This window comes from Allobosea sp. FW305-C-101 (assembly GCF_058783685.1).
In genome coordinates this window covers 347,927-360,415 of record NZ_JBYSYT010000004.1, presented here as the reverse complement: position 1 = coordinate 360,415, position 12,489 = coordinate 347,927, and the positions used below count along the sequence as shown (strand labels likewise).

Genomic DNA, 12,489 nt, shown 5'->3' with positions numbered 1-12,489 from the left:
GCGCGGCGCTTTTTCTATGTCTGATTGCTCCAGCCCGTTGATTTTTCTCGGAACCACGGCGTCATCCCGGACAAGCGGCGCAGCCGCGCCGATCCGGGATCCATCGTAGAGCGGAGCGCCCTTCGATGGATCCCGGGTCAAGCCCGGGATGACGCCGTGGTTCCGAGAAAGACCACCAAGGAGGAGGAAACAAAGATCATGACGATCACGGTCATCAAGAACGCCGAAGTCGTTGTCGCCTGGGATGCGGAAGCCTCCCGGCATGTCTATCTGCACGGAGCCGATGTCGCCTTCGAGGACGGCACGCTGCTTTATGTCGGGCCGCGCTACGAAGGTCAGGCCGACGAGACCGTCGACGGCAGCGGGCGCATGGTCATGCCCGGCCTCGTCAACATCCATTCGCATCCGTCGAGCGAGGCGCTGAACAAGGGCTTCCTCGACGAACTGGGCTCGCCCGCGCTCTACAATTCCTCGCTTTACGAGTTCATGCCGATCCTGCGGCCCGATGCCGAGACGGTGCCGGATTGCGTGCAGGTCGCCTATTCCGAGCTCCTGCTCTCCGGCGTCACCACGCTCGCCGACCTCTCGGTCGCCCATCCCGGCTGGATCGACCTTGCGGCCAATAGCGGCCTGCGCGTCTGCGTCTCGCCGATGTTCCGCTCGGCCCGCTGGTACACGAAGAACGGCCATGTCGTCGAATACGAGTGGGACGAGAAGGCCGGCACTGCTGCCATGGAGACCGCCTTTGACGTTATCGAGCAGGCGCAGAAGCACCCTTCAGGGCGCCTCTTCGGCATGGTCTGCCCGGCGCAGATCGACACCTGCAGCGAGGGCCTGATCAAGGACAGCCATGCGGAAGCCAAGCGCCGCAACCTGCCCTGGCAGATCCACGCGGCCCAGTCGACGGTCGAGTTCCACGAGATCACCCGCCGCCATGGGGTGACACCGATTCAGTGGCTGGAGAAGCTCGGCGTGCTCGGCTCGACCAGCATCGTCGGCCACGGCATCTTCCTCGACGACTACCCGCGCCTCGGCTGGCACAGCCGCCGCGATCTCGCGCTGCTGGCCGAGACCGATACGATGGTCGCCCATTGCCCGACGGTCTTCATGCGCCGCGGCATCGCGCTCGATGATTTCGGGCGCTATCGCCGCGCCGGTATCCGCATCGGCATGGGCACCGACACCTATCCGCACAACATGATCGAGGAGATGCGCCATGTCGGCTATGTCGCCCGCATGATGGCGGAGAACCCGCGCACGCTCACCACCACCGACATTTTCGAGGCCGCGACCACGGCGGGCGCCGCCGCGCTCGGCCGCGACGATATCGGCCGCCTGGAAGCCGGCTGCAAGGCCGACCTCGTGATGGTCGACCTCAAGCATCCGATGATGCAGCCGCACCGCGACCCCGTGCGCAGCATGGTCTATGCCGCCGCCGAACGCGCCGTCGACCGTGTCTATGTCGATGGCAGGCTCGTCGTCCGCGACGGCACCGTGCTGACCATGGACTATCCGGCCGCGGCCCTGCGCCTCCACGAAGGCCAGAAGCGGACGGAAGCGGCCGCGCCCGGCAACGACTGGATCAAGCGCCCGGTGACGGATTACTCGCCGCTGACCTTCCCGGTGAAGTGAGCAGAACCTCCGCCGTCATGCTCGGGCTTGACCCGAGCATCTCATGAAGGGGAGGCGCCAGAGCCTTTCCCTGTCAGAGATTCTCGGTTCTGCGCTTCGCTTCGCCCGAGAATGACGCGCTATTATGCTTCAGGGCGCATCGCCGTATCGTGAGCCCCCTGCGTCACGCCGCCCGCTTTCGGACGGCGCGATCCCGCGATAGGTTATGCCTATGTCGCAGGCAGACGAGACAACGCAGACGGAAGCCGGCTCTTCGAGCCGTCTCGGCCTCATGCTGATTGGCGGGGGCTTCTTCGCCCTGTTCCTCACCGGCCTGCTGCTCTGGTGGCGCGAAGGCGACCGGCTCTTCACTGACGGGCTGATCGCCGCCATCGTCGCATGCTTCTAGGCATCGGCCCGAAAAGTGGGAACCGGTTTTCGGACCCAGCCGATGCATGAAAAACGCTGTCTAGCGGCTGCCGCCGCCTGCCCGGGAATGTCTCCGTGAACCGCCGTCTCGTCCTGCCCCTCGTCGTCTTCCTGGCCGGGGCGCTCGCGCTCGCCGCAGCCGCGATCCTGACCTTCTCGCCCGGTCGCCAGGGAAGCAGTGGCAGCGGCACGGCCAGCGTCGGCGGCCCGTTCACGCTGACGACGCAAGAGGGCAAGCCGCTCTCCGACACCGACCTGAAGGGATCGCCCTTCCTAGTCTTCTTCGGTTTCACCCATTGCCCGGATATCTGCCCGACCAAGCTCTTCGAGATCTCGGAGGCTCTGCGCGCGGCCGGCGACGGCGCCAAGGCGAAGGGGCTTAAAGCGCTCTTCATCACGGTCGATCCCGAGCGCGACACGCCGGACGCGATGAAGAGCTATCTCGGCTCCTTCGACCCGCGCATCGTCGGCCTGAGCGGCGACCGGCCGGCCATCGACGCCGTGGTCAAGGCTTATCGTGCCTATGCCAAGAAAGTGCCGCTGAAGGATGGCGACTACACGATGGACCACACCGCGCTGGTCTATCTGATGGGCAAGGACGGCAAATTCGTCGGCGCCTTCAATATCGAGCAGCCTCCGGCGCAGGCCGCGGCGGAATGGCTGCGTCACTCGTAGCCGGTTCGATCGGCGCGCGCCGGCGCGCCAGCCCGTGCTCGGTCTTGTTCCAGGCGAAGCGGCGGTTGAAATACTCGTAGAACGCCATCCAGGCGGCGACCGAGACCAGCGCATAATAGAGCGGCAGCAGCGGCACGAGCAGCAGCAGGCCCGGCGCGCCCCGCCGGACTGCGCCGACGACGGGCGGCACGAACAGGGCGACGCTGCCGAGAAGCCAGACGCCGAGCGCGATGGTCGAGGTCAGGGTCGCCGCGGTGCCGACCGGTGCGAAGAGCGAGCCGTCCCAATAGGCGATCAGCGCGGCGACGGCGAAGGCCGGATAGCCCAATGCCGTGGCGACGGTGCCGAAGACCAGCGACAGGAAGGCGAAGGTCGCGGCGATCCCGGCCTCGCGCATCAGCCGCAAGGGCGCGCGCGAATGCGTCACCAGCGTCTGGATATAGCCCTTGATCCAGCGCGAGCGCTGCTTGAGCCAGGCAGGGATGGAGACCGGCGCCTCCTCGCGGGTGTTGGAGGGCAGGTCGCCGATGCGATAGCCGGCGCGCACCAGCCTGAAGCCGAGATCGGCATCCTCTGTCACGTTCCAGGCGTCCCAGCCGCCCACAGTGCGCAGCGCCTCGGTGCGAAAATGGTTCGAGGTCCCGCCCAGCATGATCGGCAGCTGGAATTGCAGCAGGCCGGGATTGAGCACCTCGAACAGCCCGGCATATTCGAGCGCGAACAGGCCGGGCAGAAGGCCCTCCTCCGCATGGTCGATCACGAGTCTCGCCTGCAGGCAGCCGAGTTCCTTCGGGCCGCCGAGGAAGCGCGCCGCTGCCATCCGCAATTGCTGCGGATCGGGAATGTCCTCGGCGTCATAGATCGTGAAGAGCGCCCCGCGCGCTTCGAGCAGGGCGAGGTTCAGCGCGCGGGGCTTGGTGCGCGGAAGGCCGGGCGGGACGATGGTCACGGAAAAATGCGATGGCAGTGCCATCTGCGCCAGCGCGCCGCGCATGGCCGTGTCGTCGGCTTCGATCAGCAGGCGGATATCGAGCTTGGCTGCGGGGTAGTCGAGCGCGCCGAGCGCATCCGTCAATTGCCGGAGCACGGCAAGCTCGCGGTAGAGCGGCACCGCGACCGTGTAGACGGGCAGGCGGGCATCATCGATCCGCCAGCGATGGCTGCGCCAGAGGTCGGGCGCGGAGCGCTCGATCGAAGCCGCAAGCCGCAGCAGGATCAGGCCGAGGAAGAGTGGGCCGAGCAGCAGCGCGAGCCCGAAGAAGGTTTCGAGCGGCGCGAAGACCCCGCCGATCGCGGCAGCGGAGACGCCGCAGCCGGCGGCGATCACCTGGCCCCGGCTCGCACCGGTACGGGCGCTGTCGCGGGCGAGGCCGGCGGGATCGAGCCCGGCCGCGTGCTCGGCCAATAGCGCGGCATTGCTGCGGCGCAGGGCGTCGCCGAAGCGGCGCGGGGTCGTCACCGCGATGTCGTCGCGGTTGCGCGGTCCGGCCTCGATCATCCGCCGCAACGCCGGTCCCTCCGGCGCGAGGATGAAGCGGAAGCGCGCGTCGCCGTCGGCCGGCGCGATGCCCTGGCGCAGGATGGCGTCGTGTCCGCCACCGGGCCGGAGTGGCGGAGGCTGTGCCACGAAGGCCAGGCCCATCTCGGCGGCCAGCGCCCGATAGAAGCGGGTCTCGTCGATCAGGCCGCGTGCGATCGCTTCGCGGACCGGATCGGTGCGGTTGCGCCGGGATGTCTCGGCTATGCCTGCGAGGAAGGAAGGCGGCAGGCCATGCCGCGTCAGGAAGGCGAGTTCGACTGGCAGGCCGGCTGAGCCGGGCCCGACCTCGCTCGGACGGTCGTCGTTACCGCTGCCCCCCACTGGCCCCGGTCCCGCTCCACGCAACATGCCCGGCGCGGGTGCGCCGGAAACAACCTATGCTTGTCGTTGCCGGTGCGAGAGTCGAGAGGCCACGCCTAGAACTTTGGACGGGGCCTTTCGAGCGTCAGCGTGCCGCGAGAATCTCCGCGACCTGCGGGATGTCCTTGTCGCCGCGGCCGGAGAGATTGACCACCATCAGGTGATCCTTCGGCTTCTGCGGGGCGAGATCGGCGACGCGGGCGAGCGCATGCGCGGACTCCAGCGCTGGAATAATACCCTCCAACCTTGAGATCAGCTGGAACGCCTCCAGCGCCTCCTCGTCGGTGGCGGAAAGGTACTTCGCCCGGCCGACATCGTGCAGCCAGGAATGCTCCGGGCCGATGCCGGGATAGTCGAGCCCGGCCGAGATCGAGTGGGCGTCCTTGATCTGCCCGTCATCGTCCATCAGCAGGAAGGTGCGGTTGCCGTGCAGCACACCCGGGCGCCCGCCGGTGAGCGAGGCCGCATGCAGGCCGCTCGGGATGCCGTGGCCGGCCGCCTCCACGCCGTAGATCTCGACGGAGGAGTCATCGAGGAAGGGGTGGAACAGGCCCATCGCGTTCGAGCCGCCGCCGATGCAGGCGACGAGTGAATCGGGAAGGCGGCCTTCGGCCTCCTGCATCTGCTCGCGGGTCTCCTTGCCGATGATCGACTGGAAATCGCGCACCATCGCGGGATAGGGATGCGGGCCGGCGACCGTGCCGATGCAGTAGAAGGTCGTGCCGACATTGGTCACCCAGTCGCGCAGCGCCTCGTTCATGGCGTCCTTCAGCGTCTTGGTACCGGATTCGACCGGAACGACCGTGGCGCCGAGCATCTGCATGCGGAAGACGTTGGGCGCCTGCCGGGCGACGTCGACCGCGCCCATGTAGACGATGCATTCCAGCCCGTAGCGGGCGCAGAGCGTCGCGGTGGCGACGCCATGCTGGCCGGCGCCGGTCTCGGCGATGATGCGCTTCTTGCCCATGCGCCGCGCCAGCAAAATCTGGCCGAGCACGTTGTTCACCTTGTGGGAGCCGGTATGGTTCAGCTCCTCGCGCTTCAGATAGACCTTGGCGCCGCCGAAATGGTCCGTCAGGCGCTCGGCGAGATAGAGTGGCGAGGGCCGGCCGACATAGTGCTTCAGGCCGCTGGTCATCTCGGCGTGATAGGCCGGATCGGCCTTGGCGGCGTTATAGGCCTCTTCCAGTTCCAGGATCAGCGGCATCAGCGTTTCCGCGACGAAGCGGCCGCCGAACAGGCCGAAGCGGCCGTTCTCGTCCGGGCCGTTGCGATAGCTGTTCGGGGTCGAGGGGGCGTTCATGCGCTCGAGCTTTCCTGTCCTGCCGCCGCGGCCTTGCGGGCCGCCGCGATGAATTCCGCGATCCGGGCGGGGTCCTTGACCCCCGGCGCGCTTTCGACGCCTGATGATACGTCGATGCCCGCCGGATGGGTCACATGGATCGCCTCCGCGACATTCGCCGGATCGAGCCCGCCCGATAGCATGAAGCGCTGCGAGGGGTCGAGACCGCCCAGCAGGCCCCAGTCGAAGGGCTTGCCGTGCCCGCCGGGGAAGGCCGCATCCTTCGGCGGCTTGGCGTCGAGCAGGATGAGATCGGCGGCATCGCGATAGCCGGCGACGGCGTTCAGGTCCTCGGCCGTGGCGATGCCGAGGGCCTTCATCACCGGCCGGGCGACGGCACGGCGCAGGGCCGCGGTCTGCTCGGGCGTCTCGCGGCCATGGAACTGGAACCAGTCGGGTTTCAACGCCTCGGCAAGTTCGGCGGCCCGCTCCTCGCTCCAGTCGACGACGAGCGCGACGACCTCCGTCTTGCCGCGCGCGATCGCCGCGAGCTCCTTGGCGCGCTCCAGCGTCACGTAGCGCGGGCTCTTCGGGTGGAAATTGAGCCCGATCATGTCGGCGCCGGCCGCGAGCGCGGCCTCCAGCGTCTCGGGGGTCGAGAGGCCGCAGATCTTGATCAGGAAGGGCGAACCAGTGGACATGGCCCGGCGTTTAGCACGGTCCGTTCCCGGGCGCATGCCGTACTTGCGACATGATGGCGAAGGAAGCCATGCTTGCATGGGGCGAAGAAGGGGGCATTGATTGATCCGGCTGGGTATGGGCAGGCGCGGGCTGGCGATCGCGGCGGGGCTGCTCGCCGTCTCCGGCCTCGTCGTGGCGGTATTCTATTATGTCGGCCAGCCACGGACCCTGCGCCTTGCGGTCGGGCCGCTCGGCTCCGAGGATGCCCGCATGGCTGCTGCCTTCGTGCAGGGCCTCAATCGCGACAAGGCTTCCATCCGCCTCCGCCTCGTCCTGACCGAGGGCTCCGAGGACAGCGCCAAGAAGATCGATGCCGGCCAGGCCGATCTCGCCATGCTGCGCGCCGACATTGCCATGCCCTCGACGGCCGACACGGTCCTGATCACCCGGCGGACCTTTCCGTTCTTCATCACGACGACCGAGACCGCGATCGGCCGCATCGCCGAGTTGCGCGGCCGCAGGATCGGCGTGTCCCGCAACCCGACCGGAAACATCACCCTGCTGAAGCGGGTGCTGGCGCAATACGAGGTCCGGCCCGAAGAGGTTGAGATCGTCGGCCTGAGCCAGGAGGAGATCGTGGCGGCCGCCAAGGAGAAGCGCATCGACGTCTTCTTCTCGATCAATGCCGTCGGCTCCCACACCAACAACGACGGCCTGCGCCGCCTGCGCGAGGCCTGGGGCAACGATCCCGTGCTGATCCCGGTCCGCGAGGCGGATGCGCTGGCGGCGCATTACCGGGCGATCGAGTCGGGCGAGATCGTTCGTGGCGCGCTGGGCGGCGATCCGCCCCGTCCAGCCGAAAGCCTGCAGACCATCTCGATCACCTCCCGCCTCGTCGCGGCGCAGAGCCTTGACGACAACCTCGTCGGCGAACTGACCAAGGACATTCTCGGCCTGCGCCTGACGCTGGTGTCGGAGCTGCCGGCCGTGCAGGCGCTGGAGACGCCCTCGACCGACAAGGACGCCCCCCTGCCGGTCCATTCGGGCGCGGCCGCCTATATCGATGGCGAGCAGGAAACCTTCTTCGATCGCTATGGCGACTGGTTCTATATCGGCGCCATGGCGCTCTCGGCGGTGGGCACGGGCGGTGCAGCCTTGCTCGGCCGCGAGAGTGCCAATAGGCGCCGGCGTGCCATGGCCGGCCTCGACGAATTGCTCGGGCTGCTGGCCCTGATCCGCGCCTGCGAGGACGAGGTGGAACTGATGCGGCTCGGCCGCGAGGCCGACCAGATTCTGACGCGCGTGCTCGCCGACTACGCCAAGGGCGATCTCGACACGGCGGCGCTTGCGGCCTATCGCCTGGCCATCGATCAGGTCGGCCGGGCCGTGGCCGAGCGGCAGCGCGCACTGGCGGAGACCTGAACGCATTTACTTTTCGGCAGGCTCGGCGGTTGCCGAAAAGCCCGCCAGCGTTTATGTGCAGCGCAACGAATTCCAGATTCACGTGAAACAGGCTACGCCGGCGGGGCAGCGCTCCAGACCGGCTCGTGGCCTTGAAAGCAAGGCCCAGACCCGCATGTCCATGCGCAACATCGCCATCATCGCGCACGTCGACCATGGCAAGACGACCCTCGTCGACAAGCTGCTGCAGCAGTCCGGCACCTACCGCGACAACCAGCGCGTCATCGAGCGCGTGATGGATTCGAACGACCTCGAGAAGGAGCGCGGCATCACCATCCTGGCCAAGGCGACCTCGGTCGTCTGGAAGGACACGCGCATCAACATCGTCGACACCCCCGGCCACGCCGATTTCGGCGGCGAGGTCGAGCGCATCCTGAACATGGTCGATTCCGCCATCGTGCTGGTCGATGCCGCCGAGGGCCCGATGCCGCAGACCAAGTTCGTGGTCTCCAAGGCGCTGAAGCTCGGCCTTCGCCCGATCGTGGCGATCAACAAGGTCGACAAGCCCGACGCCCGCACCACCGAAGTCATCAACGAGGTCTTCGACCTCTTCGCCGCGCTCGACGCCACCGACGAGCAGCTCGACTTCCCGATCCTCTACGGTTCGGGCAAGCAGGGCTGGATGGCCCATTCGCCGGAAGGTCCGCAGGATAACGGCCTCGCGCCGATGTACGACCTCATCCTCTCGCATGTGCCGGAGCCGACCGTCGAGGAAGGCCCCTTCCGCATGATCGGCACGCTGCTGGAGGCCAACCCCTATCTCGGCCGCATCATCACCGGCCGCGTCACCTCGGGCACGGCCAAGCCGAACCAGACCGTCAAGGTGCTCTCCGGCGACGGTTCGACCGTCGAGACCGGTCGCATCTCGAAGATCCTCGCCTTCCGCGGCCTTGAGCGCCAGCCGATCGAGGAAGCCGTCGCCGGTGACATCGTTTCGATCGCGGGCCTGGTGAAGGGCTCCGTTGCCGACACCTTCTGCGACCCGTCGGTCGACACCCCCATCAAGGCGCAGCCGATCGATCCGCCGACGGTGTCGATGACCTTCATGGTCAACGATTCCCCGCTGGCCGGCACCGAGGGCGACAAGGTCACGACCCGCGTCATCCGCGACCGCCTGTTCAAGGAGGCCGAGGGCAATGTCGCGCTGAAGATCGAAGAGGCTAGCGACAAGGACAGCTACATCGTCTCCGGCCGTGGCGAATTGCAGCTTGCGATCCTGATCGAGACCATGCGCCGCGAGGGCTTCGAGCTTGGCGTCTCCCGTCCGCGCGTCGTGTTGAAGCGCGGCGAGGACGGCCAGCTCTTGGAGCCGATCGAAGAGGTCGTGATCGACGTCGACGAGGAGCATTCCGGCGTCGTCGTGCAGAAGATGTCGGAGCGTAAGGCCGACATGCTGGAGATGCGCCCGTCGGGCGGCAATCGCCTGCGCCTCGTCTTCCACGCTCCGACCCGCGGTCTGATCGGCTACCAGGGCGAATTGCTCACCGACACGCGCGGCACCGCGATCATGAACCGCCTGTTCCATGACTACCTGCCCTACAAGGGCGAGATCGGCGGCCGCCGCAACGGCGTGCTGATCGCGATGGAGACCGGTGAGGCTGTGGCGTACGCGCTGTGGAACCTCGAGGATCGCGGCCCGATGATGATCGAGCCCGGCTGGAAGGTCTATCAGGGCATGATCGTCGGCGAGCACACCCGCGAGAACGATCTCGAGGTGAACGTGCTCAAGGGCAAGAAGCTCACCAACATCCGCACGACCTCGAAGGACGAGGCCGTTCGTCTGACGCCGCCGATCCGGATGACGCTGGAGCGCTCGCTCGCCTGGATCGACGACGACGAGCTCGTCGAGGTCACGCCGAAGTCGATCCGCCTGCGCAAGGGCATCCTCGACCCGAACGAGCGTAAGCGCTCGCAGAAGCAGAAGGCCGAAGTGGCCTGAGCGACTTGTCCGGCACAGACGTCGAGATCCTCCTGATCACCGGCCCCGCGGGGGTCGGCAAGTCGACTTTGTGCTGGGAAGCGAGCGGGTTGCTGGCCGAGGCCGGCATCCCGCATGCGGCGATCGAGAGCGACGAGCTCGATCGCGTCTTCCCCAAGCCCGGCGCGGAGGAGCTTGCCCCGCTCGCGCCCGGCGCACGCGATGTCAGCCAGCTCAATCTGGCGGCGCTCTGGGCGACCTATCGCGCACTCGGGCACCGGCGCCTGCTGATGTCCGGCGTCATCCTCCATCCCGCTTTCGACCGGCGCTGGATTCTCGCGGCCATCCCTGAGGCGCGGATCACCCTCGTGCGGCTGCGCGCCGGTGACGAGGCCTTGCTGGCGCGCCTCGACCGCCGCGAGCAGGGTGCCGGCCGCGACGCACAGATCGAGCGCAGCCTGCGCCAGTCCCGGCGCATGGCGAGCGAAGCCGCCGAGGATTACCTCGTCGTCGATACGGACGGGCAGTCGCCGGTTGAATTGGCCCGCCTCGTCCTCACCCGAACAGGTTGGCTGACACCCGCTTGAGCCGGCGGCCGTTCGGCTGCCGCGTGTCCGCCTTGCGCCGGGCGCCATTGTCTCGCCGCGCCGGCTCTGATCCTCTGCCGCCCTCTCGATCATCGTGTTGTCGCGTCGGATTTTTCCGAAAAGTGGTGCCCACTTCTCGGTCCGATGCGAAAGGGGAAGGATCACCACCATGCAATTCCGCAATCTCGGCCGCTCGGGCCTGCGCGTCTCGCTCGTCGGGCTAGGCTGCAACAATTTCGGCGGCCGCATCGATCTCGACGCGACGCGCAAGGTCGTCGATGCCGCGATCGAGCATGGCATCACCCTGTTCGACACCGCCGATATCTACGGCGAGCGTGGTGGCTCCGAGACGGCGCTCGGCGAGGTCTTGGGTGCGCGCCGCAAGCAGATCGTGCTCGCCAGCAAGTTCGGCATGGATATGGATGCCGAGGGCGTGAAGAAGGGCGGTTCGCGCCGCTACATCATGAACGCCGTCGAGGATTCGCTCCGGCGCCTCAAGACCGATTGGCTCGATCTCTATCAGCTCCACCGGCCCGATCCGCTGACCCCGATCGAGGAGACGCTGCGCGCCATGGACGATCTCGTCCGCCAGGGCAAGGTCCGCTATATCGGCTGCTCCAATGTCGTCGCCTGGCAGGTCGCCGATGCCCAGTGGACGGCACGCGATCTCGGCATTCCCGGCTTCGCCTCGGCGCAGGACGAGTACAGCCTGCTGAAGCGCGGCGCCGAAAAGGACCTGATCCCGGCGATTGCCCATTACGGCATGGGGCTCCTGCCCTATTTCCCGCTCGCCAACGGCGCTCTCACCGGCAAGTACAAGCGCGGCGCGGCGATGCCGGAAGGCGCGCGCCTGACCAAGCTGCCGCAGCGCGCCGACGAAATCTTCAGCGCGGATAACTGGCGCCGCATCGAGGGCCTGACCGCCTTCGCCGAGCAGCGCGGTCATACGCTGGTCGAGCTCGCCTTCTCCTGGCTGGCAGCTCAGCCGGTCGTTTCCAGCGTCATTGCCGGCGCGACCAGGCCGGAGCAGGTCGCGGCCAACGTCAAGGCGGCCGACTGGGCTTTGAGCGCGGAAGACCTCGCCGAGATCGACAAGATCACTGCTTAAGGCGTGCCGAATTTTCTCGGAACCTCGTTGTCATCCCGGGCCTGCCCCGGGATCCATCGGAGGGCTCCGGAGCTTTACGATGGATCCCGGATCGGCGCGGCTACGCCGCTTGTCCGGGATGACGGCGCGCTTGTTGAAGCGGACATCTCACAGGAAGGTCGCGATCTCCTCCAGCGGTTTCTTGCCGATGGCGGGGACGAGGCAATCCTCCTTGGGATAGCCGACGACGAGCAGGATCAGCGCCTTCTCGTTGTCGGGCCGCCCGCAGAGTTCGTTGAGGAAATTCATCGGCGCCGGCGTATGCGTCAGCGTCGCCAGCCCGGCATCGTGCAGCGCCGCGATCAGGAAGCCGGTGGCGATGCCGACCGATTCCGGCACGTAATAGTGCTTGATCTTGTTACCCTCGGCATCGACGCCCCAGCGCTGGGCGAAGATCGCGATCAGCCAGGGGGCGGTCTCCAGGAAGGGCTTCTGGTCGTCCGTGCCGAGATGGGCGAGGGCGTCCAGCCATTCCTCGCCGGCCCGGCCGGCATAGAAGGCGCGCTCCTCCTCTTCCGCACCCTCGCGGATCAGCTTCTTGCGCTGCGGGTCCGCGATGCAGACGAAGCTCCAGGGCTGCTGGTTGGCACCGGACGGCGCGGTGCCGGCGACGCGCACCGCCGTCTCGATCAGCTCCCGCGGCACTGACCTGTCCGAGAAGTCACGCACCGTGCGGCGCTTGCGCATGCGGGCGAGGAAGGCATCGGCCCGCCCCTGCATCTCCGCTTCCGGGACACCCTCGAACACGAGGGGCATGGTGACATAGGGACTCACGGGCGCTTCGCTCCTGACGCAATT

11 protein-coding genes are annotated in these 12,489 nt (G+C 67.3%); 7 read left to right on the top strand and 4 right to left on the bottom strand.

Annotated elements, in window-relative coordinates:
- Positions 1-198 precede the first annotated feature (198 nt).
- The 3 genes from AC3WMA_RS19220 to AC3WMA_RS19210 all read left to right on the top strand — a co-directional run bounded on the left by AC3WMA_RS19220 (position 199) and on the right by AC3WMA_RS19210 (position 2,715).
- Complete coding sequence (locus tag AC3WMA_RS19220) at positions 199-1,632, top strand: amidohydrolase family protein (protein ID WP_492286951.1); 1,434 nt, start codon at positions 199-201, stop codon at positions 1,630-1,632.
- 211 nt (positions 1,633-1,843) lie between these two features.
- On the top strand, positions 1,844-2,020 hold the full coding sequence (locus AC3WMA_RS19215) for a hypothetical protein (RefSeq protein WP_156367053.1): 177 nt from the start codon (positions 1,844-1,846) through the stop codon (positions 2,018-2,020).
- Between the two features lie 95 nt (positions 2,021-2,115).
- Positions 2,116-2,715: an SCO family protein gene (locus AC3WMA_RS19210; protein ID WP_492286950.1), complete on the top strand. Its 600-nt coding sequence runs from the start codon at positions 2,116-2,118 to the stop codon at positions 2,713-2,715.
- Here the strand turns inward: AC3WMA_RS19210 and AC3WMA_RS19205 are convergent.
- The 3 genes from AC3WMA_RS19205 to AC3WMA_RS19195 all read right to left on the bottom strand — a co-directional run bounded on the left by AC3WMA_RS19205 (position 2,660) and on the right by AC3WMA_RS19195 (position 6,598).
- Positions 2,660-4,576, bottom strand: a complete 1,917-nt coding sequence (locus tag AC3WMA_RS19205; protein WP_492286949.1) for a glycosyltransferase family 2 protein — start codon at positions 4,574-4,576, stop codon at positions 2,660-2,662. The two genes, AC3WMA_RS19210 and AC3WMA_RS19205, sit on opposite strands and share 56 nt — an antisense overlap.
- A gap of 124 nt (positions 4,577-4,700) precedes the next feature.
- Positions 4,701-5,918 carry a tryptophan synthase subunit beta gene (trpB, locus tag AC3WMA_RS19200; protein ID WP_492286948.1) on the bottom strand — a complete coding sequence of 406 codons (1,218 nt, stop codon included), beginning with the start codon at positions 5,916-5,918 and terminating at the stop codon, positions 4,701-4,703.
- Positions 5,915-6,598 carry a phosphoribosylanthranilate isomerase gene (locus AC3WMA_RS19195; RefSeq protein WP_492286947.1) on the bottom strand — a complete coding sequence of 228 codons (684 nt, stop codon included), beginning with the start codon at positions 6,596-6,598 and terminating at the stop codon, positions 5,915-5,917. The genes trpB and AC3WMA_RS19195 overlap by 4 nt, the downstream gene beginning before the upstream one ends.
- Positions 6,599-6,698: 100 nt before the next feature.
- Between AC3WMA_RS19195 and AC3WMA_RS19190 the strand changes: the two genes are divergently transcribed.
- The 4 genes from AC3WMA_RS19190 to AC3WMA_RS19175 all read left to right on the top strand — a co-directional run bounded on the left by AC3WMA_RS19190 (position 6,699) and on the right by AC3WMA_RS19175 (position 11,652).
- The gene (locus AC3WMA_RS19190) at positions 6,699-8,000 is read left to right on the top strand and encodes a TAXI family TRAP transporter solute-binding subunit (protein ID WP_492286946.1); all 1,302 of its coding nucleotides are present in this window, start codon (positions 6,699-6,701) and stop codon (positions 7,998-8,000) included.
- A gap of 154 nt (positions 8,001-8,154) precedes the next feature.
- The gene (gene typA, locus AC3WMA_RS19185) at positions 8,155-9,978 is read left to right on the top strand and encodes a translational GTPase TypA (protein ID WP_492286945.1); all 1,824 of its coding nucleotides are present in this window, start codon (positions 8,155-8,157) and stop codon (positions 9,976-9,978) included.
- Between the two features lie 5 nt (positions 9,979-9,983).
- On the top strand, positions 9,984-10,544 hold the full coding sequence (locus AC3WMA_RS19180) for an AAA family ATPase (RefSeq protein WP_492286944.1): 561 nt from the start codon (positions 9,984-9,986) through the stop codon (positions 10,542-10,544).
- A 169-nt stretch (positions 10,545-10,713) separates the two neighbouring features.
- Positions 10,714-11,652 (top strand): aldo/keto reductase, encoded by a 939-nt coding sequence (locus AC3WMA_RS19175; protein ID WP_336811570.1) that lies wholly within the window; start codon positions 10,714-10,716, stop codon positions 11,650-11,652.
- A gap of 147 nt (positions 11,653-11,799) precedes the next feature.
- Here AC3WMA_RS19175 and AC3WMA_RS19170 read toward each other — a convergent pair whose 3' ends face one another.
- The gene (locus tag AC3WMA_RS19170; protein WP_492286943.1) at positions 11,800-12,465 is read right to left on the bottom strand and encodes a nitroreductase family protein; all 666 of its coding nucleotides are present in this window, start codon (positions 12,463-12,465) and stop codon (positions 11,800-11,802) included.
- Positions 12,466-12,489: the final 24 nt, after the last annotated feature.

What these genes read in the sequence shown, in the direction of transcription:
- AC3WMA_RS19220 (WP_492286951.1), top strand. Translation starts at nt 199, where the DNA reads ATGACGATCACGGTCATCAAGAACGCCGAAGTCGTTGTCGCCTGGGAT.
- AC3WMA_RS19215 (WP_156367053.1), top strand. Translation starts at nt 1,844, where the DNA reads ATGTCGCAGGCAGACGAGACAACGCAGACGGAAGCCGGCTCTTCGAGC.
- trpB (WP_492286948.1), bottom strand. Translation starts at nt 5,918, where the DNA reads ATGAACGCCCCCTCGACCCCGAACAGCTATCGCAACGGCCCGGACGAG.
- AC3WMA_RS19195 (WP_492286947.1), bottom strand. Translation starts at nt 6,598, where the DNA reads ATGTCCACTGGTTCGCCCTTCCTGATCAAGATCTGCGGCCTCTCGACC.
- typA (WP_492286945.1), top strand. Translation starts at nt 8,155, where the DNA reads ATGTCCATGCGCAACATCGCCATCATCGCGCACGTCGACCATGGCAAG.
- AC3WMA_RS19175 (WP_336811570.1), top strand. Translation starts at nt 10,714, where the DNA reads ATGCAATTCCGCAATCTCGGCCGCTCGGGCCTGCGCGTCTCGCTCGTC.